We start from the raw sequence: 22,398 nt of genomic DNA, 5'->3' as shown, positions 1-22,398 counted from the left end.
CGGTTTTCGCCGACGACCCTACTCCTGCGCGTAGGCTTCGGGGAGTCGCGCGAAGGAGGCGAAGAGGTGCCGGTGGAGGTCACGTGGTGGGGACACGCCACCTGCACGCTGGAGGACGCGCACACACGCGTCCTCACCGACCCCCTGTTCGCACGCCGGCTGGCGCATCTGCGGCGCAGGCGTGGTGCGGTGCCGCCGCCCCGGGCGCTGCGCGCGGACGTGGCGCTGGTGTCCCATCTGCACGCCGACCACCTGCACCTGCCGTCGCTGGCCCGGCTCGCGCCCGGCACCCGGGTGCTCGTGCCCCGGGGCGCGCTCCGCGCGGTGCCGGGGCTGCGCCGGCTCACCGGGCTCGCCGTGAGCGAGGTGGCGCCCGGTGACGAGACGACCGTCGGCCCGCTGGTGGTGCGGGCCGTGCCCGCGCGCCATGACGGGCGGCGGCTGCCGGTGGGCCGCCACCGCGCGCCCGCCCTCGGGTTCGTGGTGGAGGGCGAGGCCCGCACCTACTTCGCCGGGGACACCGGCCCGTTCGACGAGATGGCCAAGGAGGTCGGCCCGGTCGACGTGGCGCTGCTGCCGGTGGGCGGCTGGGGCCCGCACCTGGGCGAGGGGCACCTCGACGCGGGGCGGGCGGCCCAGGCGCTGGCGCTGCTGGGCGCGGCGAGCGCGGTGCCGGTGCACTACGGCACGTACTGGCCGATCGGGATGGACGCGGTGCGCCCGCACGAATTCCACGCGCCGGGGCACGAGTTCGAGCGCCTGGCCGCCCGGTACGCGCCGGACGCGGTGGTGCACCGGCTCGGGCACGGGGAGAGCGTGCGCCTGGGGGTCACGCGGTGATATCTGCCGCCGCCCTCGGTCAGGCGGCCGGTGTCCTGGTGCCGCCGGCGGCCGTGGCGCCCGAGTCCACCCAGCAGGCCATCGGGTACCCCTCGCTGTTCCTGCTGGTGCTGATCGGGGCGCTGGTCCCGGTGGTGCCGACGGGCGCGCTGGTCAGTTCGGCGGCCGTGGTCGCCGTCCACCAGACGTCGCCCTACGCGATGGCGATGGTCTTCCTGACCTCGTCGCTGGCCGCCTTCCTGGGCGACGTGGCGCTGTACTGGCTGGGGCGGCGCGGGATGACGTCGAAGAACGGCTCGCGGTGGCTGGAGGCGATCCGGGAGCGGGCCCCCGAGGAGCGGCTGGCGCAGGCCCAGGAGAAGCTCGCCGACCACGGGGTGGCGGTGCTGGTGCTGTCCCGGCTGGTGCCGGCCGGACGTCTGCCGGTGATGCTGGCCTGTCTGGTCGCGAAGTGGCCGCTGCGGCGTTTCGTGCGCGGCAATCTGCCGGCCTGTCTGGCCTGGGCGGCGACCTACCAGCTGATCGGCGTCCTCGGGGGCTCGCTGTTCGACGAGCCCTGGGAGGGGGTGCTCGCGGCGGTCGTGCTGACCGTGCTGATCAGCGTGGCCCCGGGGCTGTGGCGGCGGATGCGCGGCACTCCGGCGGGCTGACGCCGCCGGTCACTCCATCACCCGCGATCCGCCCACCGGGAGGTCCCACAGGCGCTCCCGGGGCAGCCCGGCCGCTTCCCAGGCGTCGCGGACCCGGGTGAGGGGTTCCAGGACCGGTTCCGCGGAGAGCACGAAGGTGCCCCAGTGCATGGGCGCCATGTGGCGCGCGCCGAGGTCCTGGGCCGCGCGGACCGCCTCCTCCGGGTCGCAGTGCACGTCGGCCAGCCACCAGCGCGGGTCGTACGCGCCGATCGGCATCAGGGTCAGGTCGATGCCCGGATAGCGGCGGCCGATGCGGGAGAACCAGTGCCCGTAGCCGGTGTCGCCGGCGAAGTGCACCCGCCGGCCGTCGGGGCCGGTGAGCACCCAGCCGCCCCACAGCGAACGGCAGGTGTCCGTCAGCGTGCGCTTGGACCAGTGGTGCGCCGGTACGAAGTCGAAGCGCACACCGTCCAGTTCGGCCGCCTCCCACCAGTCGAGCTCGGTGACCCGGGTGAACCGGCGGCGGTGGAACCAGCGGCCCAGACCGGCCGGCACGAACATCGGGGTGTCGCGCGGGAGCCGGCGCAGCGTGGGGGCGTCGAGGTGGTCGTAGTGGTTGTGGCTGATGACGACCGCGTCCACGCGCGGCAGCGCCTCCCAGGCCACGCCGACGGGTGTGACGCGGGCGGGGGTGCCGAGGATGCGCCGGGACCACACCGGGTCGGTGAGCACGGTGAGCCCGCCGATCCGCACCACCCAGCTGGCGTGGCCCGCCCAGGTCACGGCCAGCGTTCGGGCGTCCACGTCCGGCACCGGACCGGGGGCGTACGGCAGGTCGGGGATGCCGGCCAGGCCCTCCGGGGTGGGCCGTACCGCGCCCTCACGGGCGAAGCGGGCGAAGGCCTTGAGCCCGGGCAGCGGGGCGGTCAGCCGGTCGTGGAAGGCGCGGGGCCACACCCGGCGCTCGGCGAGCGGGCGCGGCGCGGCGAGTGGGGGGCGGGAGTCGCCGGACGGGGGCCCCGCGTCCCCCGCCGTGGAGGTCGTTCCGGTCGACTCGTGCCGCTGCGTCATCGAGAGGACTCCCATCGCCGAGCGTCGTCACGGAGATCGTCGAAGACCGATGTCAGATGGTTCAACGCGCGTCGCACCTGTGGCAGTTCCGTCGGGTCGTCGGCGTCCAGGCACCGCGCGCGCTCCTCGGGGCTCCCGCCCAGCAGGGGGGCGGTGCACAGTCGTACGCGGTGCGCCTCGAAGTCGTCGCCGAAGCGGTGGCCGCCCGGCGCGGGCATGCCGAGCCGGGCGGTGAGGAAGTCCTCCAGTTCCTGGGCGTCGCCGATGCCCCGCTCGGAGAGCCCGGGCGCCAGGGGGGTGAGGTCGGCGTAGAGGTGCCGGCCGCACCGCGGGGGGCGGGCCAGGGCGCCCGCGGACACCACGGCGTGGTGTGCGGCGGCGGCCACGCGCGCGTGCACGCGGACGGTCGCGGCGACGCGCGCGGTGACGGGTTCGGGCTCGGACAGCGCGTATCCGGCGGCCGCGGCGACGGGGGCGGCCACCCGGGCGTCGAGCGCGGTGAGCACGTCGAGCACGCGCGCGTGGAGAGCGGCGCCCTCCTCGCCCGCGGGGAAGCGGGCCACGGCGGCGGGCCAGCCCGGCGGGAGCAGCGAACCGGCGAGGTCGGTGACGACGGTGACCCGGTCGGGCAGCATCTCGGCGGGGCTCAGCAGCACCGTGTCGTGCGGGTCGTGCAGGGTGTCGCGCCAGGTCTCGTCGCTGACCAGGTGCAGCCCCTCGCCGGCCGCCGCCTCCAGGGTCTCGTGCAGCAGCTCGGGCGGGGCGACGGTCGCCGTGGGGTCGTCGGCCACGGACAGCACCAGCAGGCGCGGGGCGCGGCCCTCGGCGCGCATCCGGCGCACGGTCTCCAGCAGGGCGTAGGGGTCGGGGACGCCGCCGCTCTCGGCGGGGGTCGGCACGTGGAAGACGGGTCTGCCGAGCAGACGCGCGTACGGCGGCCACCAGGAGGCGCAGGGCCTCGGTACGAGGACGTCGCCGTCGATGGCGGCGGTCAGCGCGGTCAGCAGGGCGGGCGCGCCGGGGGCGAGGGCGGTGCGGTCGGGGACGGCGGGCAGTCCGCGCCGGTCCCCGTGGCCGCAGGCGGCGTCGAGCAGGGCGGCACCGCCGCCGACCGGTTCGGCCCCGCCGCGCGCGGCGGCCGCCGCCAGGACGCCGGCCAGTTCGGGCAGCACCGGCAGCCCGTCGTCGGGGAGCGGCGGCCCGAAGCGGACCGGGCCGTGGCCTTGCGGTTCCGTCCGCCGCATCCCTACCTCCGCGCAGTTTCTGGTGCCCCGGTGCCGTGTCCCGGCGTCCGCTCGTGCCGCCCTCGGCGAACTCAGTACCCCGTGACCGGCCCGTCATGAGCACGGTGCCGGATCGCGCGCCGCGCGGCACGGCGGACGGGGCCACGGGACAGGGCGGCGGGACCGAGGGGCCAGAGGTCAGGCATGCGTTCCGCCGCCGCGCCTGCGCAGCAGACGGTGCGCGGCGGCGCCGATCGCGCCCGCCATCAGCAGACCGCCCGCGACCTGGGCGGGCACCGAGTCGGTGAAGGCGCCGCCCCGGCCGGCCTGGACGCCCTGGTGGGCGGTCGGCGACGGGCAGGGCGTGCCGTGCGTCTCCGTGGGCCTGGGCGAGGAGGTGGGCTTGTGCGTGGGCGAGGGCGTGGGCTTCGGCGGGGTGGTCCGGAGCGGGGCCACCCCGGGGTCGGTGGCCTCGGGGTCCACGGCCGTGCGGGGAGGCGCCTTGTGGTCCATGGTCCCGGGGTCCGCCGCGTACGGGTCGGCCGCGTAGGGATCCGCGGCGTACGGATCCTCGGCGTACGGGTTCGCGGCACCGGGGTCCACCGCTGCGGGACCCGCCGCCGTACCCGCCGCTCCGGGTGCGCCTGCCGTGCCCGGGGACCCGGCGCGCTCCTCGGCGTCGGCGCCGGGGATCAGCTCCTCCCAGGCGGTGTCGGGGGCCGCGGGCGGCTCCGCCGCGGACTCCGGCGCGAGCGGGTCCGCCTCCCCGGGCTCCTCGGGCACGAGGCCCTCGGAGGCGTCGAGGGATGTCGCGCCGTAGAGGTCCGCCTCGGTGAACTCCTCCACGAGGGTCTCCGCCTCGTACTCCTCGACGTCGTGCGCGCCCGGTTGCACGGGGCTCGGCGCCGCGCTCCACGACGGGTGCCCCGGCCGGCCGTGTCCGCCGGTCGGCGACGCGCACGGCGAGGGCGGGGCGGTCCTCCACGCGCCGACGCCGCCCGGGGCCGTCCCGGCGGACGCGGCCGGTGCGAGCGCGCCGAGGACGGTGCCGGCGACGGCGGCGACGGACAGGGCACGGGCGGTGCGGCGCATGGTGCGGGCTCCTTCGAGCGGCGGCTGGGACACGTCGGTCGTCCCGGTGCCATCACAGCCCGCCCGCCTCCGGCCCGCGCGCGGCCGGGCACCATTGGCGGGACCGGACACGCCCGTGCGGGTGAAGGGCGGTCACTCCTCGTCGGTGTCGTCCATGTCGCCCATGACCTGCTCCCGCACCCGGCCGCAGCTGCGGGTGATCAGCCGGGAGACGTGCATCTGGGACAGGCCCAGCTCCTCGGCGATGCTGTTCTGGGTCATGTCGTCGAAGAAGCGCATGTACAGGATCGCCCGCTCGCGCTCCGGCAGCTCGGCCAGCCGGTCCTTGACCGCCTGGCGGTCGACCACGGTGTCCAGCGCCGGGTCGGGACCGCCCAGGGCGTCGCTCAGGGAGTAGCCGTCGTCGCTGCCGGGCAACTCGGCGTCCAGGGACAGCGCGCTGAAGCTCTCCGACGCCGCCTGTCCGGTGCGCACCTCGTCCTCGGTGAGTCCGGCGCACTCGGCGATCTCGCTCACGGTGGGGGCACGGCCCTGGACGGTCTGGGAGAGCTCCTGGGCGGCGTGCCGGACACGGTTGCGCAGCTCCTGGACGCGGCGCGGCACGTGCAGGGTCCACATGTGGTCGCGGAAGTGCCGCTTGATCTCCCCGGTGACGGTGGGCACGGCGTAGCTCTCGAAGGCGTTGCCCAGCTCGGGGTCGTACCGGTCGACGGCCTTGAGCAGACCCAGGGCGGCGACCTGGCGCAGGTCGTCGTAGCTCTCGCCGCGGCTGCGGAACCGTCCGGCGAGGCGGTGCGCCATGGGCAGCCAGGCCTCCACGATCTCGTCCCGCAGCGCGTCGCGCTCGGGCCCTTCGGGCAGTGCGGCGAGCCTGAGGAAGGCCGCCGCTGTGTCGGGTGCGTCGTCGTGGGGATGCGCCTTGGCGCCGGTTCGGGTGCGCATGGTGCGTCGCAGCTCCCTCGGAGGTGCTCGGGGACGGACGGTCACCGTGGCGGACGCACCCGCCGGGGACAGGGGCGCCGCGGCGGGGTTTTCCGCCACCACGGACGTGCCTCCTGTCCGAAGCACTTCAAGACCGCCTGCCCCCGCGTCAGCCGCGCAAACGTCCCGCGGGGGACTCGCGTGGTTCGGGATCGGCCTCCCGGGGTGGCAGGACGAAGTCCTCGTAGCGGCCCAGCATCAGGATCACGCCGAGCATGAGGGACGGGACGAGCAGGGCGAGCACCGCCATGGCCGGTCCTTCCGGAAGCCGCGTGGGGGGCGTGCGCTCCGGGTCTCCCGGCGTCCCGGCGCCAAACCCCGGCGATCCGCGGCCGTCGCCCGGTCCTGCCCGGTCCTGCGCGGTTCCCCCCGGTCAGGGGCGGGACCGCCGTCCGGAGGACGACTCCGGTCCCGGCTCGGATCCGTCCCGGATCGCGGCCCTTGTACCGGTGTCGGCCCGCGCTCCTCGGGTACGCGGTCGGCACCCCCGAAGGACCTGGAGGGAGACATGCAGCGAGGCAGTGACCGGCTCAGCGTCCACCGTGACGACGAGATGAAGCACGAACTGCAGGACCTGCTGCGGTCGGGGCACCCGACCCGCACCGAGGAGTGGCACGACCCGGAGCCCGTCGCCGACGACGACCCGGAGGTCGCGCGCGGCCCCGTGACACCGGGCCGCGGTCCGACGTCGCTGGAGTCGACGCGACTGGAACTGGCCCGGATCCTGGGCCGTGGGGTCTTCCCCGCGGGCCCCCGTGAACTCATGCGTGCCCTGGACCGGCGGCACGCCCCCGACGCGCTCGTCGAGGCACTGGAGCGGCTGCCGCGCAAGGACCGGTACACCGGTGTCCAGGAGCTGGCCGAGGCGCTGATCCGGTCCCGGGAGACGGAGACGGCATGACGGTCCGGCACAGGGAGGCCCGCTGACCATGGCCCGGTACGTGAAGGACGTGATGACCCCCGGGGTGGTGGCCGTACGGCCGGACGCCTCGGTCGTCGAGGCGGCGCGGCTGATGCGCGGCCAGAACATCGGCGACGTGGTGGTGGCCGACGGACAGCGCGTCGTGGGCGTGGTCACCGACCGGGACATCACCGTACGGGCGGTCGCCGAGGGCAGGGACCCGTTCGGGGTGAGCGTGGAGTCGGTATGCACGCCGGACCCTCTGACCCTCGCCCCGGACGACCCGGTGTCCTCGGCCGTCGCGCTGATGCGGGAGCACGCGGTGCGCCGGATCCCCGTGGTGGAGGGCGGTCTGCCCGTCGGCCTGGTGACGCTCGGCGACCTGGCCGAGGCCCGGGACCCGGAGTCGGCGCTCGCCGACATCAGCCGCGCGGAACCCGACGACGGCAACCGAACGACGAACCGGACGACCGACCGACCGGTTGACCGACCGACCGACGAACCGAACGACTGACGAACCGAACGAAGGGACGTAGCACCATCATGCGCATCGCATTTCTGACCGCACCCGAGGGCGTGGAGCAGGTCGAGCTGACCGAGCCCTGGAAGGCGGCCGAGGAGGCCGGGCACGAGCCCGTCCTCGTGTCGACGCAGTCCGGGGAGATCCAGGGGTTCAACCACCTCGACAAGGCGGACACCTTCCCCGTGCAGGAGGTCGTCGGCGACACGTCGGCGGACTCCTTCGACGGGCTGGTGCTGCCCGGCGGGGTCGCCAACCCGGACTTCCTGCGGATGGACGACAAGGCCGTCGCGTTCGTCCGTGACTTCTTCGAGCAGGGCCGGCCGGTGGCCGCGATCTGCCACGCGCCGTGGACCCTCATCGAGGCCGACGTCGTACGGGGCCGCGTGCTGACCAGCTGGCCGAGCCTGCGGACGGACCTCCGCAACGCGGGCGCGACCTGGGTCGACGAGCAGGTCAAGGTCTGCGACCACGGGTCCAACAAGCTGGTCACCAGCCGCAAGCCGGACGACCTGAAGGCCTTCTGCGAGACCTTCCTGGAGGTCTTCACGGCGGAGCGCGCCGCCTAGGCGGTCGCCGCCTGGGCGGCAGGAGAGAACGGGAGTCCCGCGCGGGACTCCCGTTTCGCGTTCACGTATCCGCCCGGGCGCTTCGCGCTCAGGTGCCCGAAGCGGTCGGTGTCGCGGAGTCCGCCGCGCCGCGCTCGCGGGCCCCCTCGCGGGTCCGGCCCGGGGCGACCGGGCGGCTCGGGTTGCGCCGCAGGTACTCGCCCTCCAGCTGGGCCATCCGCTCGTTGTGGGCGCGCAGCGCGTCGTTGGAGCCGTACAGCAGCGTGTCGTGACGCGTGCGGTGGATGGTCTCCAGTTCCTTCATCAGCTGCTGGTCGTCCAGGCGGTTCGGGTCGACTCCGGTCATCGTGCTGCCCCGCTCGTCGTGTGCGTTCATGGCCCCCGGGTACCCGCCCGGCGGCACAGGCACCACCCCGAACGGCAACCGGGAGGGACCCATGGACCTCGCATTCCTGAACCCGCTCTACGACCGTCCCGGCCCCTGGGCCTCCGTCTACGTCGACACCTCCCGGCACACGGAGAACACCCCGCACGAACGCCGGCTCACCGCCGAGGCGATGGCGCGGGAACTGGCAGGGCAGGGCGCCGACGAGGCCACCTGCACGGCGGTGCGGCAGGCGCTGGAGGAGCTGCGGCACTCCGGCGAACCGCACGGCCGCGCCCTGTTCGCCCGGGACGGCGAGGTGGTGCTCGACCCGTCGCTGGCCCGGCCACCGCGGCGTGACGGGGCCGAGTGGGCGCCCCTGCCCCGGGTCGCGCCGCTGCTGGAGCTGGCCGGTGAGGACCCGGTGTGCGTCGTGGCGTACGTCGACCGCGCGGGCGCCGAGTTCGAGCTGCGCAGCGCGCTCGGCCGGGAGGACGCCGGCGGGGTCACCGGGCAGCAGCACCCACTGCACCGGACCGCCACCGGCGACTGGTCGGTGCGCCACTTCCAGCTGCGGGTGGAGAACACCTGGGAGCACAACGCGGCGGAGATCGCCGACGCGCTCGCCGTCTGTCAGGAGGAGACCGGCGCCGACCTGGCGATCCTGGTGGGTGACGACCGTGAGCGGCGCACGGTGCGCGAGCGGCTGCCGCAGCGGATGCGAGGGATGGTCGCCGAGGCGTCGCACGGCGCCGGGAGCCGGCTGCTGGACGAGGACGTGGAGCGGATCCGCGCCGGGCACGTGCGCGACCGTACGGCGGCCGAGCTGGAGCGGTTCCTGGCCGCCCGCGGCCCCGACGACGAGGGCCGGGCGGGTGCCGTGGAGGGCGTGCCGGCGCTGGTGGAGGCGGCCCGGGAGCACCGCATCGAGGAGCTGCTGATCCGGCCGGACGGGCCGGACGCGCACCGCGAGGTGTGGATCGGCGAGGACCCGGACCAGCTGGCGGTCCGGCGCACCGACCTCAAGATCCTCGGCGAGCAGAACTCCTGGGCGGCACGCGCGGACGACGCGCTGATCCGGTCGGCCGTGACGACGGACGCGCCCGCCCTCTCGGTGACCGCGGCGCCGGACGCGGGCGGCGACGCGCCGGTCGGCGGGCTGGGCGCGCTGCTGCGCTGGAGGTGACCCGCCCGCCGCGGGTCACCTGGCGCGTTCCACCCGGCGTTCGTCCCAGACCGCCTCGGGTGTCTCGCGGACCCTGCCGTCGCTGCCGAAGACCAGGAACCGGTCGAAGGAGCGGGCGAACCAGCGGTCGTGCGTGACGGCGAGGACCGTGCCCTCGAAGCCCTCCAGGCCCTCCTGGAGGGCTTCGGCCGATTCCAGGTCCAGGTTGTCGGTGGGCTCGTCCAGGAGCAGGGCGGTGACGCCCTGCAGCTCCAGCAGCAGGATCTGGAAGCGGGCCTGCTGTCCGCCGGAAAGCCGGTCGAAGGTGCGCTCGGCCTGCTGGGTCAGCTCGTAGCGGCGCAGCCGGGACATCGCGGCGCCCCGGTCCTGGGAGTGCTCGGTCCACAGGATGTCGAGCAGGGTGCGGCCCAGCAGCTCGGGGTGGGCGTGGGTCTGCGCGAAGTGTCCCGGCACCACGCGCGCCCCGGTCCGCCAGGTCCCGGTGTGCGCGACGTCCTCGCCCGCGAGCAGGCGCAGGAAGTGCGACTTGCCGGAGCCGTTGGAGCCGAGCACCGCGACCCGCTCGCCGTAGAAGACCTCCAGGTCGAAGGGTTTCATCAGGCCGGTCAGTTCGAGCTGCTCGCAGGTGACGGCGCGGACGCCGGTACGGCCGCCCTTGAGGCGCATCCGGATGTCCTGCTCGCGCGGCGGCTCGGGCGGCGGGCCCGCCTCCTCGAACTTGCGCAGCCGGGTTTGGGCGGCGCGGTAACGGGACGCCATGTCCGGGCTGTTCTCGGCGGCCTGACGCAGGGTCAGCACCAGCTTCTTCAGCTGGGCGTGCTTCTCGTCCCAGCGGCGGCGCAGCTCCTCGAAGCGGGCGAAGCGCTCACGCCGGGCCTCGTGGAAGGTGGCGAAGCCGCCGCCGTGCACCCAGGCATCGGCGCCCGCGGGCCCCGGTTCGAGGGAGACGATCTTCTCGGCGGCCCGGGCGAGCAGTTCACGGTCGTGGGAGACGAACAGGACCGTCTTGCGGGTCTCCGCGAGGCGCTCCTCCAGCCAGCGCTTGCCGGGCACGTCCAGGTAGTTGTCCGGCTCGTCGAGGAGCAGCACCTCGTCCGGGCCGCGCAGCAGCGCCTCCAGCACCAGCCGTTTCTGCTCACCGCCGGAGAGGGTGCGGACCTGGCGCCACTGGGCCTTGTCGTAGGGGACCCCCATGGCGGCCGTGGTGCAGATGTCCCACAGCGTCTCGCTCTCGTACCCCTGGGCCTCGGCCCAGTCGGCGAGGGCCTGCGCGTAGCGCATCTGGGCGGCCTCGTCGTCGACCGTCATGATGGCGTGCTCGGCGGCGTCCACGGCGCGGGCGGCCTCGCGGATGCGGGGCGGCGCCACGGACACCAGCAGGTCGCGCACGGTCGTCTCGTCGCGTACCGAGCCCACGAACTGGCGCATCACGCCGAGGCCGCCGCTGACGGCGACGTTCCCGCCGTGCGGGGTGAGCTCGCCGGAGAGGATGCGCACGAGGGTGGTCTTGCCCGCGCCGTTGGGTCCCACGAGGGCGACGACGGCGCCCTCCCCCACCCGGAACGACACGTCGCCCAGGAGAGCCCTCCCGTCGGGGAGGTGGTACTCGATGTGCGCGGCTTCCAGGTGACCCATGGCGCGATTCTGCGGGGCGCCCGCGGCCGGTGGCAAACGGGTTTCCCACGGCCCGTCCCGCCCCGGCATCTGTCCCGCATCATGAGACGTGGGTCTCATCATGCGACCGTCGCGCGTAGCGTGGACGTCCTCCTACGACAGTGGAAGGGGTGGGCCTGTCATGCCGCACGCACGGGAGACCGCCGTCTACACGCACGGGCACCACGAGTCGGTGCTGCGCTCGCACACCTGGCGCACCGCCGGGAACTCGGCCGCGTACCTCCTCGGGGCGCTGAAGCCGCACATGCGGATCCTGGACATCGGCTGCGGGCCCGGCACCATCACCGCCGACCTGGCGGCGCTGGTGCCCGAGGGGCACGTCACCGGTCTCGACCGGGAGCCGGGCGTCCTGGAGCGGGCCCGGGCGGAGGCCGGGAAGCGGGGCCTCACGAACGCCGGCTTCGCGGTGGGTGACGTGCACGCGCTGGACTTCCCCGACGACACGTTCTGCGTGGTGCACGCCCACCAGGTGCTCCAGCACGTGGGCGACCCGGTGCGCGCGCTGCGCGAGATGGCCCGGGTGACGAGACCCGGCGGGTTCATCGCCGTACGGGACGCGGACTACGCGGCGATGACCTGGTATCCCGCTTCGCCCGGCCTGGACGACTGGCTGGACCTGTACCGGCGGGTGGCGCGGGCCAACGGCGGCGAGCCGGACGCGGGCCGGCGCCTCAAGGCGTGGGCACTGGCCGCGGGGCTCACCGACGTCACCGCGACGTCGAGCGCCTGGACCTTCTCCACACCGGAGGAACGTGCCTGGTGGAGCGGGTTGTGGGCGGACCGCACGGTGGCGTCCGCGTACGCGGGACGGGCCGTCGACTCCGGGTACGCCACCCACGATCGGCTGGCCCAGGTGGCCGACGCGTGGCGGGAGTGGGGTGCCCGGGACGACGGCTGGTTCGCCGTGCTGCACGGCGAGATCCTCTGCCGCAAGGACGTCTGACCGGCGGACGGGAAGGGGCGGGCCGCCCCGGGACTCAGTCCCGGGGCAGCAGCGGGCCGAGCGGCCCGAGGTCGAGGTTGAGGTCCTCGGGGCGCAGGCCGTAGCGGTTGCGCAGCTCGGCCATCCGGTCCTCCAGGAGCATGAGGGTCAGTCCGACCCGCTCCTCCTGCTCCTCGGTGAGGTCGCCCTCGTCGAAGCGGCGCACCGCCTGGCGTTCCATGAGCTGACGCAGCAGTTCCACGACGGTCAGCACCAGTTTCACCAGGTCGCGCTCCACCGTGTCCGGCTCCAGGTCGAGCCGGCGGCGGCGGCTGGCGTGCGGTTCGCGTGGCTCCGGGCGCGCGTCGAAGGACGTCTCCGGCGCCAGGGCGGGCCCTCCGTCGAAGGTGTCCGCGTCCACGTCGGACACGGTGAAGGGCTGCGGCGCGTCGGGCGTGTGGTGGCGCGGCGCGTGGGGCGCCTTGTGGCGCGGTTCGTCGGTCAAGGGGACTCCTCGAAGGGCGAGGGGACCTGCTGGTTCACCGAGCTGATGAGCGCGTTGAGGTCGATGCGGACCAGGTCGACGTCCGCGATCCGCAGCGTGATGTCGCCCGTGATCACCACGCCCCCGGCCAGCAGCCGGTCGAGCAGGTCGACCAGGGCGATCTCACGCCGTTCGACGACGGTCACGAGCCCTCCTCCCCGGCGTTCTCCTCACCGGCGAAGGAGTAGGCCGCCCACGGCCCGGTGAGTTCCACCCGGAGTCCGGGGACGTCGTCCTTCGTCCGGTCCACCTGCTCCACGAACTGCTCCGACTCCCCCCGCGGCACCAGGTAGGCGGCGTTCAGCACGTTGCGCCCGCGGGCGCCGGACAGGGTGGGGTTCTGCGGCGCGTGCAGCCGGGAGTCCTCGGCGAACTCGGCGAGCGTGCCGTGCAGCCGGGTGGCGAAGGTCTCGGCCTGCTGCCACTGGTCCTCCCGCGACCGCGTCTGCTGGCGGCGCCGTCGCAGGTAGTCCCGTCCGGACATCGCCGCCGGCGCGGGCGCGGAGGCCTGCTCCGGCTCGCCCTGCGGCTCCAGGAACACCTTGACGCCCCACTCGACCCGGCCCTCGAGCCGGTCCAGCCGCCGCAGGAAGTTCTCCTCGCGCTCCTCGATCATCGACCGTACGCCGCTGTCGTCGCGGAACACGGTGCCGAGCCGCAGCGGCAGCGGCGTGGTGACGGTGGTGAGCGCGTCGATCACCCCCTGGTGCGCCCGCGCGACCGCGGTCAGCCAGTCGAGATCCTCCAGGTGCGCGCGCAGCGGCCCCTCGGCGAAGTCCTCCTCGGGCACATGGCTGACCACGGCCACCAGGTCGTGGTGCGGCACCAGCCGGGGCGGGTCGCCGGCCACCCCGGTGAGCTGGGCCTGCAGCGGTGTGCCGAAGGGACGGCAGACCGCGTACACGTAGCGCAGTCCGGTCACGGGGTCTCCTCCTCCGTGCGGCGCGGCTCCAGCTGCTCCTCGCCGCGACGCGGCGCCAGCTCCTCCAGCCGGGCCAGGCGCTCGCGCAACTCGGCGTTCTCACGCGCGAGTTCGTCGCGCCGGGCGCCCGAGGAGAGCGCCGGGTCGGACTCCCACCAGTCGATCCCCATCTCCTTGGCCTTGTCCACGGAGGCGACGACGAGGCGCAGCTTGATGGTGAGCAGTTCTATGTCGAGCAGGTTGATACGGATGTCGCCCGCGATCACCACGCCCTTGTCCAGCACCCTCTCCAGGATGTCGGCAAGGTTGGCGCTGCTGCCCTGGCCATAGGGGTCGGGGAGTCGGCTGGGGGTGGTCATCGGCGGCTCCGGCCCTCGGTTTCCTCGTGCCCGGCCTCGTCCTCGGCCGGTTCGTCGTCCTCGTACTCGTCGTCGTCCTCGTCCTCGTAGTCCTCCTCCGGGGGCACACCCTCCTCGTAGTCGTCGTCCTCGCCGTCGGCGGCTTCCTCGTCCTCGTCCTCGTACGGGTCGTCGGTCTCGGTGCCGCCGGCCTCGTCCTCGGGCTCGGTGCCGCCGTCCTCCCCGTCCTCGTCCTCGTACGCGTCCTCGGGTTCGGTGCCGTCCTCGTCGGCCTCCTCGTCCTCGTACGCGTCCTCGGGCTCGGTGCCGTCGTCCTCCGCGTCCTCGTCGTCGTACGCGTCCTCGGCCTCGGCGTCGGGCTCGCCGTCCTGGTCCTCGGAACCGGAGTCCTCCTGCTCGCCCTCGGCGCCCTGCTCCTCTTCCTCCTCGGCCACGGCGTCCTCGTGGCTCTTGACGACCTCGCCCTCGCGGATCTCGCCGCGCCAGCTGTCCTCGGCCTCGCCCTTGATCGTGATGAAGCGGGCGAAGTTCTTCAGGTCGAGCCGGGCGCGGCGGCCCTGGGCGCGCCAGATGTTGCCGGTCTTCTCGAAGAAGCCCGAGGGGTAGTACTCGATCACCATCAGAACCCTGGTCAGGTTCTCGGCGATCTTGTGGAAGGAGACGACGCCCTTCATCGTGCCCTTGGCGCCTTCCGTGGACCACGCGATGCGGTCGTCGGGGACCTGCTCGGAGGTCGACGCCTTCCAGCTGCGGCTGGACCACCAGATCTTCGCCTGCCAGTCCGAGGTGGTGTCGTCGGACTTGTTGGCGCTCTTGACGCCCTTGGCGAAGGTGCTGAAGTCCTGGTACTGCGTCCACTGGTCGTACGCCGTGCGCAGCGGCACACCGACGTCGATGTACTCCATGATCACGGTCGGCTTGTTGCCGGACGACTTCTTGCGCTTGCCCTTGCCGCCGCCCAGATTCTGCAGGGCGCCCTTGACGTTGTCCTTGGCGCGCGTGGCACCGAGTTCCACGGCGGTGCGCAGGGGGCCCTTGCCCTCGGCGAGCTTCTTGCCGCCGTCGGCGGCGAGCTTGGCGAAGCCGGGGCTGTTGCCCTCGGCGATGTCGTTGAGCTTGCCGGTGGTCTCGCCCAGCTTCTGGCCGACCCCGCTCAGCAGCCGGGTGGCCTGGGCCGCGAGGTAGTCCTGGACCTCGCTCTTGAGCCGGTCCGCGGCCTCGCTGTGGGCGATGTCGGACAGGGGGTTCCTCGTGGCGCCGTCCGCACCGTCACGTGCGGCGGACGTGGCCTTTCCCACGGTCTCGGTCATCGCTCACCGCCTCCCTTCGAGCTGCGGGAACGGGCGCCGCCGCCGGATGCGGACGCGCTCTTCTTCGCGGCCGTCTTCTTGGCGGCGGTCTTCTTCGCGGGTGCCGTCCGCCCGGAGGCGGCCTTCTTCGCCGGCGCGGCCTTCTTCGCCGGGGCGGACTTGCGGGCCGGAGCCTTGCCGGCCGCCTTCCGCGCCTTCCGCCCGGCCTCCGGCTCGTCATCCCGGTCGCCGGACTCCTCCGCGCCGTCGCTGTCGTCCGTGTCGTCGGCGTTCCCGGTGTCCTCGGCGTCCTGGGCGTCTTCGGCGTCGCGGTCCTCGGAGGTGCCGGTGTCCTCGTCCTCCTCGTCCCGGTCCTCGGCGCCGCCCCCGGCCAGCCGGCCGCGCACCTCGGCGGTGCGGCCGTGCAGCCGGTCGGCGAGCGAGCTGATCTGCCGCTCGACCAGTGCGCCGGAGGCCGCCTTGCCGACGCCGCGCAGATCACCGCGGACCTGGTCGCCCAGCTCCTTGAACTGCGGGTTGTCGCGCAGCTGCTGTTGCAGCAGGTCGGCGACCGCCCGCGGGCTGAGATTGAGCTTCTTGCCCGCCACCAGCCCGCCGACGGCCAGCGCCATTTTCAGCTTCTTGGTCCGTCCGAGGAGATACCCGGCCCCGATGGCGAGGCCCATTCCCGTTCGATTCATCGTTGTGCCGTCCCGTCCCCATTACCCGCGCCCGTGCGCGTAGCGATCTCCAGCCGGTCCAGGAGTGCGTCCTCCTGTTCGTCGAACTCCTCCTCGGTGATCTCCCCGGCCTCCAGCAGTTCCTCCAGCCGGGCCAGCTCGGCACGGATGGTCGCGGGGTCGTAGTAGATGCGTTCCGCTTCCTGCAGGACCTGCCGGATGGCCCAGGCGCCGCCGCGCGCCGGGGCGAGCGGCAGCAGCAGCACTTCCGAGATCAGGCCCATGTCGTCACCCCGCTTCGGTGTCCGTCCCGCCGGCCACCGAGCCCGCCGGCTCGGCCGGGCCGGGCTCGACGAAGCTGTACGGCGGCAGCGGGCCGTTCAGACGGATTTCCAGGTGGGGCATGTCCGTGCGGGCCTGCTCCACCGCGGCCAGGAACTCCTCCGCCGTCTCGCGCTTGACCAGGTACGAGACGTTGGCGAGCCAGCCGGTGGACTCGGGGCCCACGCTCTCCGCGTCGGCGATGCCCCGCAGCGCGTTCTCCAGCGCGGCGCCGTCCTCGGCCTCCCGGGCCTTGACCGCTTCGGCGACCATCTCGCCGAGGCGGATCTTGTCGTCGTAACTGCCGCCCCCGGACTGCCGGTTGGCCTCCGCGAGGGCGCGGATCTCCGGGTTGAGGGCCATCACGTGGTGCAGGACGGCCTCTTCCACGTGGTTGGCCTTGACGTTGTACTCGACGCGGTCGTCGAGGGCGCGCAGCCGCTCCAGGTAGTGGTCGGCCCGCTCGGCGAGGACGCCGGTCACGGACTCGTCGTCCGGGGCGACACTGCCGAAGCGCATGGGCAGCACGCAGCCGCCCGCGCCGATCTCACTGAGCACGTTCTGGTGGGCCAGCAGTTCCCTGCGCTTGGGACGCAGCCCCTCCGGCGCGTCGCTGACGACCGCCGCGAGGTCGCCCTGGGTCAGCACCCGCACCTCACGCGCCGGGTCGCCGACGCCACCCATGCCCTCGGGCAGGGTCGGGTGCGAGGCCGCCGTGATGCCGTAGACGTAGGTACTCACTCCTGCTCCTCCTTCCGGCGGGACGTGCTCTTACGCGCCCGCGGCCGCGACTCGGTCTCTCCCTCACGCCCCTGCTTGAAGGCGTCGGAGATGGTCTCTGCGGCGCCGGAGAGGGCGCCCTTGGACTTGCCGCGGGCACCGGACTCGGTGACCTCGCCGACGATCTCGGGCAGCCCCGGGCTCTTGTTGGGTCCGGACTCGAGGTCGAGCCGGTTGCACGCCTCCGCGAACCGGAGGTAGGTGTCGACGCTCGCCACGACGACACGGACGTCGATCTTGAGGATCTCGATGCCGACCAGGGACACGCGCACGAATGCGTCGATGACGAGCCCCCTGTCCAGAACAAGCTCAAGCACGTCGTAGAGGCCGCTGCTGCCGCCTCCACCGCCGGACTGCTGTGCCGGTACGACTGTCATGCCGGCCCTTCCTCCTTCTTGTCGGTGGGTGTGGTCTTCGTACGTGTGAGGGCGCGGGGGCGGCCTAGCGGCCGCCGGACCTGCGCGCGTCGGCGCGTCCGCGCTCGTAGCGGCGGACCCTCCGGTACCCGGTGAGGTCCCCGTCGGGGTCCAGCTCCACCTGGTAGCTCGCCATCAGGCTCATCGTGTCGGGCACCCGCTCCAACTCGAGGACCTCGACCTCCAGCACCCAGCCCTCCGAGGTCTGCTCGAAGGACGACACGGACTCGGCCTCCATGCCGGTGAGCTCGGCGAGCTGCTCGCGCGCCTGGCGCAGCACCTGCATGGGCTTCGGCTTCTTCCGTTCCGTGGTGCTCTCGGTCGTGTCGCTGTCGTTCTCGGGCCGTTTGCGGGGTGCGGTTCGTTTACGGGGCGTACGTGAGGTCCGGGCCTGCTCGGAGTCCTGGCCCTCACGGGAGTCCTGAGATCCCTGTGAATCTTGTGACTCTTCGGTGTTTTTCGTGTTCGACATGGCCACCTCCCCCTCCGTGTGGCCGCAAGTGTGTTCGCCAAACCTCCGCGGACTCACCCGTTCGCCACGTCCGGCTGTCGCCCCTGGTCGCAAGGGGGCGAGCGGCGACGGCTCCTACGATCTAGCCGCGCAGCGCGGCGAGCCTCCGGCGGGCCGGGGCGAGGGAACGGCCCTTGCGGGACAGACCCGCCCACGGGTTGGTGGCGGCCTGTTCGACGGCGTTCTCCACCGTCCAGCCGCGGGCGTGCAGCTCCGGATCGTCGAGCTGGTCCCAGGTGATCGGGGTGGCGACGGGGGCGCCGGGCAGGGCACGGACGGTCCAGGGGGCGACGGCGGTCTGCGCGTAGGCGTTGCGCCCCACGTCGAGGTACAGCCGGTCGCCGCGGTCCTTCTTGCGGGCCGCGGTGGTGAGCCGGTCGGGGTGGGCGTCCGCCAGCGTGTCGGCGACCTCGCGGGCGAACTCCCGTACGGCGTCGAAGTCCTCGCCGCCGTCCAGGGGCACGATCACGTGCAGACCCCGGGACCCGGTGGTCATCAGGACGGAGGGCAGAGCGAGTTCGCCGAGCAGCTCCCCCAGCCGGCGGGCGGCCTCCCGCACCGCCTCGAAGTCGTCGCCGGACGGGTCGAGGTCGAAGACCAGCCGGTCGGGGCGGTGCACGTCGTCAGCGCGGGAGAGCCAGCGGTGCAGCGTGACGCCCGCCTGGTCGACCAGGTAGAGGAGGGTGGCGGTGTCGTCGCACACCGTGTGCGTGACGGTGCCGCCCTCCTTGGCCACCTCGGCCCGCCTGATCCAGTCCGGATAGCTGTCGGGGGTGTTCTTCTGCATGAACGCCGGTCCGCCGAGGCCGTCGGGCCGCCGGTCCAGCATCAGCGGCCGGCCCCGCAGGTGCGGCAGCATGTGCCGGGCGACGGCCCGGTGGTAGTCGACGAGGTCGCCCTTGGTGTACGCGTGGGCGTCGTCGTCGCCCGGGAGGAGCACCTTGTCCGGGCGATGGATCTCCACCCGGCGGCGGCCGGCCCGTACGGTGCGCGACCCGCCGTCGCTCACGACACGATCGCCTCCCCCACCAGCAGCCGGCCGGCCGCGGCGATCGACTCGGCGTCGATGCCGGCGATGTGCAGCTGCTGCTCCGGGGAGGCCGAGCCCGGCACGCTCCGCACACCCAGCCGCACCAGCCGCGGGACGGGACGCCCGTCGCCGAAGGCCTCCGCGACAGCGTCGCCGAGGCCGCCCTCGGGATGGTGGTCCTCGACCGTCACCAGGCAGCCGGTCTCCTCGGCGGCGGTGCGCAGCGTCTCCCGGTCGACAGGCTTCACCGAGTACAGGTCGACGACCCGTACGGCGATGCCCTCGTCCGCGAGGGCGTCGGCGGCGGCCAGCGCCTCCGGCACGGTGACGCCGGCGGCGACCAGGGTGAGCCGGTCGTCGTCGGAGGCGCGCAGCACCTTGCTTCCGCCGACCGGGAACTCCTCGTCGGGGCCGTAGAGCACCGGGCTCTCGCCGCGCGAGGTGCGCAGGTAGCGGATGCCGTCGAGGTCGGCCATGGCGGCCACCAGGCGGGCCGTCTGGTTGGCGTCGCACGGGTACAGCACGGTGGAGCCGTGCACCGCCCGCATCATCGCCAGGTCCTCCAGGCCCATCTGGCTGGGCCCGTCCTGGCCGATGGCGACGCCGGCGTGCGACCCGACGAGGTTGAGGCCGGAGCCGCTGATCGCCGCCATGCGGACGAAGTCGTGGGCGCGGGTGAGGAAGGCCGCGAAGGTGGAGGCGTACGGCGTCCAGCCGCGCGCGGCGACCCCGACGGAGGCGGCCACCATCTGCTGCTCGGCGATGTAGCACTCGATGTACCGCTCGGAGTGCTCCTTGGCGAAGAACTCCAGGCGGGTGGAGTCGCCCACCTCGCCGTCCAGGGCCACGACGTCGCCGCGCGCGGTGCCGAGGGCGGCGAGCGCCTCGCCGAAGGCGTTGCGGGTGGCCACCTCCTCACCCTTGTCCCAGCGGGGCAGCTCGGGCGTCGCGGTCCGCCGGGCGGGTGCCTGCCCGTCGGTGGCCGGCGGGTGGACGGTGATCCGCAGGTCGCGCGGGCCGCCGAGTTCGGCGATCGCGTCCTCCGCCTCCGGCAGCGGCTTGCCGTGCAGTCCCTCCCTGTCCTGCACGGACTCCACGCCCTTGCCCTTGAGGGTGCGGGCGATGATCGCGGTCGGCTGGCCCCGGGTGGACAGGGCCTCCCCGTAGGCGCGGTCGACCGCGTCCACGTCGTGGCCGTCCACCTCCACGGTGTGCCAGCCGAACGCCTGGAAGCGGCGGGCATAGGCGTCGAGGTCGTGGCCGTGCCGGGTGGGGCCGCGCTGGCCCAGCCGGTTGACGTCCACGATCGCGGTCAGGTTGTCCAGGTTCTCGTACGCGGCCTGCTCGGCCGCCTCCCACACCGAGCCCTCGGCCAGTTCGCTGTCGCCGCACAGCACCCACACCCGGTAGTCGGTGTGGTCCAGCCGCTTCCCGGCGAGCGCGATGCCGACGCCGACGGGCAGGCCCTGGCCGAGGGAGCCGGTGGCCGTCTCGACCCAGGGGAGCTTGCGGGGCGTGGGGTGTCCTTCGAGCCGGCTGCCGTCCTTGCGGAAGGTGAGCAGCTCCTCGTCGTCGATGGCGCCCGCCGCCTTGTAGGTGGCGTACATCAGCGGGGAGGCGTGGCCCTTGGAGAGCACGAAGCGGTCGTTGGCCGGGTGGTCGGGGCGCTCGAAGTCGTAGCGCAGGTGGTTCGCGAAGAGGACGGCCATCAGGTCCGCCGCGGACATCGACGACGTGGGGTGCCCGGAGCCGGCGGCGGCCGCCGCCCGGACACTGTCCACGCGCAACTGCTGTCCTAGCTCGGCGAGTTCACCGGTGTTCATGCGTCTCCTTCGGTAAAGCGGTCGGTACGCCGGACGGGCCCGGGTGCCACGTCGGGGCCGGGCTCCGGCTGGTCGGGCGGCGGGGCGAGGTCGGACGTGCCCCGCACGGGCTGGTTCCTGGCGGGTTCGCCGCCGGGCTGGTTCTTCGCCCGTTCGCCACCGGGCTGGTTCTTCGCCGGCTCACCGCCGGGCTGGTTCTTCGCCGGCTCACCACCGGGACGGTTCTTCGGGGGTGCGTCGTCCGAGTGGGCCGTGGCCGGCCGGCCGGCTTCGTCGGACGTGCTGCCGGACGGGCTCGCGGAGGGGCGGTCGGTCCCGGGCCGGCCCGGGACGCGTGCCACCTCGGGGGACGCCGTGTCCAGGGGCACCGACCAGGACCGTACGAGGCCCAGCTGCACGGCCTGCCGCGGCAGTACCGCGTCGAGCAGCCAGTCGGCGGCCACCCGCACCCGGTTGCCCGGCATCGCGGCCAGGTGGTAGCCCCGGGTCACCGCACCGGCCGCCGGCCCGGAGAGGTTGACGCCGAGCGGGTTGGCGGCGGCCTTCACACCGCCGAGGTCCACGACGAACCCCAGGTCCTTGTGGCGGTACGCGCGCCGCTCCCCGTCACCGAAGGACGCGGCGATGTTCTGCGCGCACACCTTGCCCTGCCGCCAGGCGTGCTGGGCGGTCATCGGGGTGTAGGAGCCCGGCTTCTCCAGGTCGGGCACCGCGGCGGCGTCACCGCACGCGAACACCTCCGGCCGGCCGGGAACCTGCAGGTGCGGATCCACCAGCAGCCTGCCGCGTTCCAGGGGCAGCCCGAGGGACTCGGCGAGCGGGTCGGGGCGTACGCCCACGCACCACACCAGGGTGCGGGTGTCCACGAACTCGCCGTCGGTCAGCAGCACGCCGTCGGGCGTGGCCTCCTTCACCGAGGTGCCCATCCGTACGTCCACACCCCGTTCCCTGAGCACCGTGTCGGCGGTGCGGGAGAGCCGTTCGTCCAGCTCGGGCAGGACCCGGTCGGCGATGTCCAGCAGCATCCAGCGGGGCCGCATCCCGGTGCGCAGGGGCTGCTTGGCCACCTGCGCGTCCGTGAACAGCTGCCCGTGCGCGGCGACCTCCGTGCCGGTGTAGCCGGCGCCCACGACGACGAACGTGCACCGGGAGGCGCAGCGCTTCGGGTCGTCGGTGGCGGCGGCGAGCTCCACCTGCCGGGTCACGTGGTCGCGCAGGTACAGCGCCTCGGGCAGGCCGCGGAAGCCGTGGGCGTGCTCGGCGACGCCGGGGATGGGCAGCAGCTTGTTGACGCTGCCTGCCGCGAGCACGAGACGGTCGTAGCTGAGGGTGCCGCCCTCGCCCTCGGGGCCGGTGTAGTGCACCTGGCGTCCGTCGAGGTCGATCCGGTCGGCCTCGCCCAGCACCAGCTTGACGTGCGGCAGCGTGCCGGTGAGGGAGACCGTGACGCGGCGCGGCTCCAGGATGCCGGCGGCGACCTGGGGCAGCAGGGGCAGGTACAGGAAGTAGTCGGTGGGGTTGAGCAGGATGATCTCGGCACGGCCCTTGGCCGTCTTCGACAGGGTCTGGGCCGTGCGGTAGCCGGCGAAGCCGGCACCGACGATCACAATGCGGGGTCGACTCACGGTTCGCCTCCGGCGCGGTCGCGTACGTCGGGAGACTTCCGCGTCCCCCTGTGCGGGGCCGCCAAACGTCCGGCCGGTTGCCGCGGGGCGGCTCGGGTACCCGGGCCGCGACCCGGACGGCCC

General features: G+C 73.9%; 27 protein-coding genes. 7 read left to right on the top strand and 20 right to left on the bottom strand.

From position 1 onward, the window contains the following. Positions 1 to 66 precede the first annotated feature (66 nt). Together ACIF8S_RS20490 and ACIF8S_RS20485 are read left to right on the top strand one after the other, a co-directional pair. Positions 67 to 840 carry an MBL fold metallo-hydrolase gene (locus ACIF8S_RS20490; RefSeq protein WP_400000607.1) on the top strand — a complete coding sequence of 258 codons (774 nt, stop codon included), beginning with the start codon at positions 67 to 69 and terminating at the stop codon, positions 838 to 840. Then, positions 837 to 1,490, top strand: a complete 654-nt coding sequence (locus ACIF8S_RS20485; RefSeq protein WP_400000605.1) for a DedA family protein — start codon at positions 837 to 839, stop codon at positions 1,488 to 1,490. The genes ACIF8S_RS20490 and ACIF8S_RS20485 overlap by 4 nt, the downstream gene beginning before the upstream one ends. A 9-nt stretch (positions 1,491 to 1,499) precedes the next feature. Here the strand turns inward: ACIF8S_RS20485 and ACIF8S_RS20480 are convergent, their stop codons facing one another. From ACIF8S_RS20480 to ACIF8S_RS20460, 5 genes are all read right to left on the bottom strand, one after another. Beyond that, complete coding sequence (locus tag ACIF8S_RS20480) at positions 1,500 to 2,543, bottom strand: MBL fold metallo-hydrolase (RefSeq protein ID WP_400000603.1); 1,044 nt, start codon at positions 2,541 to 2,543, stop codon at positions 1,500 to 1,502. Then, positions 2,540 to 3,787: an aminotransferase class I/II-fold pyridoxal phosphate-dependent enzyme gene (locus ACIF8S_RS20475; protein ID WP_400000601.1), complete on the bottom strand. Its 1,248-nt coding sequence runs from the start codon at positions 3,785 to 3,787 to the stop codon at positions 2,540 to 2,542. The genes ACIF8S_RS20480 and ACIF8S_RS20475 overlap by 4 nt, the downstream gene beginning before the upstream one ends. Positions 3,788 to 3,964: 177 nt before the next feature. Continuing rightward, a complete protein-coding gene (locus ACIF8S_RS20470) occupies positions 3,965 to 4,858 on the bottom strand; it encodes a hypothetical protein (protein WP_400000599.1) in 894 nt (297 codons plus the stop codon). Between the two features lie 132 nt (positions 4,859 to 4,990). Next, positions 4,991 to 5,800, bottom strand: a complete 810-nt coding sequence (locus ACIF8S_RS20465; protein WP_400000598.1) for an RNA polymerase sigma factor SigF — start codon at positions 5,798 to 5,800, stop codon at positions 4,991 to 4,993. Between the two features lie 148 nt (positions 5,801 to 5,948). After that, positions 5,949 to 6,089: a hypothetical protein gene (locus ACIF8S_RS20460; protein WP_199785221.1), complete on the bottom strand. Its 141-nt coding sequence runs from the start codon at positions 6,087 to 6,089 to the stop codon at positions 5,949 to 5,951. Positions 6,090 to 6,347: 258 nt separating this feature from the next. Here ACIF8S_RS20460 and ACIF8S_RS20455 point away from each other — a divergent pair, with 258 nt between their 5' ends. The 3 genes from ACIF8S_RS20455 to ACIF8S_RS20445 are packed head-to-tail and all read left to right on the top strand — an operon-like array spanning position 6,348 to position 7,829. Beyond that, positions 6,348 to 6,740 (top strand): DUF2795 domain-containing protein, encoded by a 393-nt coding sequence (locus ACIF8S_RS20455; protein ID WP_400000597.1) that lies wholly within the window; start codon positions 6,348 to 6,350, stop codon positions 6,738 to 6,740. Positions 6,741 to 6,768: 28 nt separating this feature from the next. Then, the gene (locus tag ACIF8S_RS20450; protein WP_400000596.1) at positions 6,769 to 7,254 is read left to right on the top strand and encodes a CBS domain-containing protein; all 486 of its coding nucleotides are present in this window, start codon (positions 6,769 to 6,771) and stop codon (positions 7,252 to 7,254) included. A gap of 29 nt (positions 7,255 to 7,283) precedes the next feature. After that, a complete protein-coding gene (locus tag ACIF8S_RS20445; protein ID WP_400000594.1) occupies positions 7,284 to 7,829 on the top strand; it encodes a type 1 glutamine amidotransferase domain-containing protein in 546 nt (181 codons plus the stop codon). Between the two features lie 88 nt (positions 7,830 to 7,917). On the opposite strand, the gene ACIF8S_RS20440 is transcribed toward ACIF8S_RS20445, so the two are convergent. Next, positions 7,918 to 8,205, bottom strand: coding sequence for a DUF6158 family protein (locus ACIF8S_RS20440; RefSeq protein WP_400000592.1), 288 nt, complete (start codon positions 8,203 to 8,205; stop codon positions 7,918 to 7,920). Between the two features lie 61 nt (positions 8,206 to 8,266). On the opposite strand from ACIF8S_RS20440, the gene ACIF8S_RS20435 reads away from it, so the two are divergent. After that, the gene (locus ACIF8S_RS20435; protein WP_400000591.1) at positions 8,267 to 9,379 is read left to right on the top strand and encodes a Vms1/Ankzf1 family peptidyl-tRNA hydrolase; all 1,113 of its coding nucleotides are present in this window, start codon (positions 8,267 to 8,269) and stop codon (positions 9,377 to 9,379) included. A gap of 15 nt (positions 9,380 to 9,394) precedes the next feature. Here ACIF8S_RS20435 and ACIF8S_RS20430 read toward each other — a convergent pair whose 3' ends face one another. Further along, a complete protein-coding gene (locus ACIF8S_RS20430) occupies positions 9,395 to 11,014 on the bottom strand; it encodes an ABC-F family ATP-binding cassette domain-containing protein (protein WP_400000589.1) in 1,620 nt (539 codons plus the stop codon). A 160-nt stretch (positions 11,015 to 11,174) separates the two neighbouring features. On the opposite strand from ACIF8S_RS20430, the gene ACIF8S_RS20425 reads away from it, so the two are divergent. Continuing rightward, complete coding sequence (locus ACIF8S_RS20425; protein WP_400000587.1) at positions 11,175 to 11,996, top strand: methyltransferase domain-containing protein; 822 nt, start codon at positions 11,175 to 11,177, stop codon at positions 11,994 to 11,996. Positions 11,997 to 12,030: 34 nt separating this feature from the next. Here ACIF8S_RS20425 and ACIF8S_RS20420 read toward each other — a convergent pair whose 3' ends face one another. From ACIF8S_RS20420 to ACIF8S_RS20360, 13 genes are all read right to left on the bottom strand, one after another. Further along, on the bottom strand, positions 12,031 to 12,363 hold the full coding sequence (locus ACIF8S_RS20420) for a gas vesicle protein K (RefSeq protein WP_400000790.1): 333 nt from the start codon (positions 12,361 to 12,363) through the stop codon (positions 12,031 to 12,033). 113 nt (positions 12,364 to 12,476) lie between these two features. After that, positions 12,477 to 12,665 (bottom strand): gas vesicle protein, encoded by a 189-nt coding sequence (locus ACIF8S_RS20415; protein ID WP_024883840.1) that lies wholly within the window; start codon positions 12,663 to 12,665, stop codon positions 12,477 to 12,479. Then, positions 12,662 to 13,441, bottom strand: coding sequence for a GvpL/GvpF family gas vesicle protein (locus ACIF8S_RS20410; protein ID WP_400000585.1), 780 nt, complete (start codon positions 13,439 to 13,441; stop codon positions 12,662 to 12,664). The genes ACIF8S_RS20415 and ACIF8S_RS20410 overlap by 4 nt, the downstream gene beginning before the upstream one ends. Then, the gene (locus ACIF8S_RS20405; protein WP_349800154.1) at positions 13,438 to 13,800 is read right to left on the bottom strand and encodes a gas vesicle protein; all 363 of its coding nucleotides are present in this window, start codon (positions 13,798 to 13,800) and stop codon (positions 13,438 to 13,440) included. Before ACIF8S_RS20405 ends, ACIF8S_RS20410 begins: the two co-directional genes overlap by 4 nt. Then, on the bottom strand, positions 13,797 to 15,110 hold the full coding sequence (locus ACIF8S_RS20400; protein WP_400000583.1) for an SRPBCC family protein: 1,314 nt from the start codon (positions 15,108 to 15,110) through the stop codon (positions 13,797 to 13,799). The genes ACIF8S_RS20405 and ACIF8S_RS20400 overlap by 4 nt, the downstream gene beginning before the upstream one ends. Next, a complete protein-coding gene (locus ACIF8S_RS20395) occupies positions 15,107 to 15,790 on the bottom strand; it encodes a DNA primase (RefSeq protein ID WP_400000581.1) in 684 nt (227 codons plus the stop codon). The genes ACIF8S_RS20400 and ACIF8S_RS20395 overlap by 4 nt, the downstream gene beginning before the upstream one ends. Next, the gene (locus ACIF8S_RS20390) at positions 15,787 to 16,053 is read right to left on the bottom strand and encodes a gas vesicle protein GvpG (protein ID WP_093765955.1); all 267 of its coding nucleotides are present in this window, start codon (positions 16,051 to 16,053) and stop codon (positions 15,787 to 15,789) included. Before ACIF8S_RS20390 ends, ACIF8S_RS20395 begins: the two co-directional genes overlap by 4 nt. A 4-nt stretch (positions 16,054 to 16,057) precedes the next feature. After that, entirely contained in the window at positions 16,058 to 16,831 is a 774-nt protein-coding gene (locus tag ACIF8S_RS20385) for a GvpL/GvpF family gas vesicle protein (RefSeq protein WP_349800149.1), read from the bottom strand. Continuing rightward, on the bottom strand, positions 16,828 to 17,247 hold the full coding sequence (locus ACIF8S_RS20380) for a gas vesicle structural protein GvpA (protein ID WP_190001543.1): 420 nt from the start codon (positions 17,245 to 17,247) through the stop codon (positions 16,828 to 16,830). The genes ACIF8S_RS20385 and ACIF8S_RS20380 overlap by 4 nt, the downstream gene beginning before the upstream one ends. 64 nt (positions 17,248 to 17,311) lie before the next feature. Continuing rightward, positions 17,312 to 17,758 (bottom strand): gas vesicle protein GvpO, encoded by a 447-nt coding sequence (gvpO, locus tag ACIF8S_RS20375; RefSeq protein ID WP_349800146.1) that lies wholly within the window; start codon positions 17,756 to 17,758, stop codon positions 17,312 to 17,314. Between the two features lie 121 nt (positions 17,759 to 17,879). After that, on the bottom strand, positions 17,880 to 18,806 hold the full coding sequence (gene ligD / locus ACIF8S_RS20370) for a non-homologous end-joining DNA ligase (RefSeq protein WP_400000578.1): 927 nt from the start codon (positions 18,804 to 18,806) through the stop codon (positions 17,880 to 17,882). Next, positions 18,803 to 20,650: a transketolase gene (locus ACIF8S_RS20365; protein ID WP_400000576.1), complete on the bottom strand. Its 1,848-nt coding sequence runs from the start codon at positions 20,648 to 20,650 to the stop codon at positions 18,803 to 18,805. The genes ligD and ACIF8S_RS20365 overlap by 4 nt, the downstream gene beginning before the upstream one ends. Beyond that, positions 20,647 to 22,275, bottom strand: a complete 1,629-nt coding sequence (locus ACIF8S_RS20360) for an NAD(P)/FAD-dependent oxidoreductase (protein WP_400000575.1) — start codon at positions 22,273 to 22,275, stop codon at positions 20,647 to 20,649. Before ACIF8S_RS20360 ends, ACIF8S_RS20365 begins: the two co-directional genes overlap by 4 nt. Between the last annotated feature and the right edge of the window lie 123 nt (positions 22,276 to 22,398).

The organism is Streptomyces sp. NPDC085937, from assembly GCF_044540535.1.
Classification (GTDB): domain Bacteria; phylum Actinomycetota; class Actinomycetes; order Streptomycetales; family Streptomycetaceae; genus Streptomyces.
The sequence above is the reverse complement of the archived record's forward strand: the minus strand, read 5'-3'. Positions and strand labels throughout refer to the sequence as shown.

Coding starts and splice junctions, on each gene's coding strand:
- ACIF8S_RS20480 (WP_400000603.1), bottom strand. CDS start 2,543: ATGACGCAGCGGCACGAGTCGACCGGAACGACCTCCACGGCGGGGGAC.
- ACIF8S_RS20475 (WP_400000601.1), bottom strand. CDS start 3,787: ATGCGGCGGACGGAACCGCAAGGCCACGGCCCGGTCCGCTTCGGGCCG.
- ACIF8S_RS20470 (WP_400000599.1), bottom strand. CDS start 4,858: ATGCGCCGCACCGCCCGTGCCCTGTCCGTCGCCGCCGTCGCCGGCACC.
- ACIF8S_RS20465 (WP_400000598.1), bottom strand. CDS start 5,800: ATGCGCACCCGAACCGGCGCCAAGGCGCATCCCCACGACGACGCACCC.
- ACIF8S_RS20460 (WP_199785221.1), bottom strand. CDS start 6,089: ATGGCGGTGCTCGCCCTGCTCGTCCCGTCCCTCATGCTCGGCGTGATC.
- ACIF8S_RS20455 (WP_400000597.1), top strand. CDS start 6,348: ATGCAGCGAGGCAGTGACCGGCTCAGCGTCCACCGTGACGACGAGATG.
- ACIF8S_RS20450 (WP_400000596.1), top strand. CDS start 6,769: ATGGCCCGGTACGTGAAGGACGTGATGACCCCCGGGGTGGTGGCCGTA.
- ACIF8S_RS20445 (WP_400000594.1), top strand. CDS start 7,284: ATGCGCATCGCATTTCTGACCGCACCCGAGGGCGTGGAGCAGGTCGAG.
- ACIF8S_RS20440 (WP_400000592.1), bottom strand. CDS start 8,205: ATGAACGCACACGACGAGCGGGGCAGCACGATGACCGGAGTCGACCCG.
- ACIF8S_RS20435 (WP_400000591.1), top strand. CDS start 8,267: ATGGACCTCGCATTCCTGAACCCGCTCTACGACCGTCCCGGCCCCTGG.
- ACIF8S_RS20430 (WP_400000589.1), bottom strand. CDS start 11,014: ATGGGTCACCTGGAAGCCGCGCACATCGAGTACCACCTCCCCGACGGG.
- ACIF8S_RS20425 (WP_400000587.1), top strand. CDS start 11,175: ATGCCGCACGCACGGGAGACCGCCGTCTACACGCACGGGCACCACGAG.
- ACIF8S_RS20405 (WP_349800154.1), bottom strand. CDS start 13,800: ATGACCACCCCCAGCCGACTCCCCGACCCCTATGGCCAGGGCAGCAGC.
- ACIF8S_RS20400 (WP_400000583.1), bottom strand. CDS start 15,110: ATGACCGAGACCGTGGGAAAGGCCACGTCCGCCGCACGTGACGGTGCG.
- ACIF8S_RS20395 (WP_400000581.1), bottom strand. CDS start 15,790: ATGAATCGAACGGGAATGGGCCTCGCCATCGGGGCCGGGTATCTCCTC.
- ACIF8S_RS20390 (WP_093765955.1), bottom strand. CDS start 16,053: ATGGGCCTGATCTCGGAAGTGCTGCTGCTGCCGCTCGCCCCGGCGCGC.
- ACIF8S_RS20380 (WP_190001543.1), bottom strand. CDS start 17,247: ATGACAGTCGTACCGGCACAGCAGTCCGGCGGTGGAGGCGGCAGCAGC.
- gvpO (WP_349800146.1), bottom strand. CDS start 17,758: ATGTCGAACACGAAAAACACCGAAGAGTCACAAGATTCACAGGGATCT.
- ACIF8S_RS20365 (WP_400000576.1), bottom strand. CDS start 20,650: ATGAACACCGGTGAACTCGCCGAGCTAGGACAGCAGTTGCGCGTGGAC.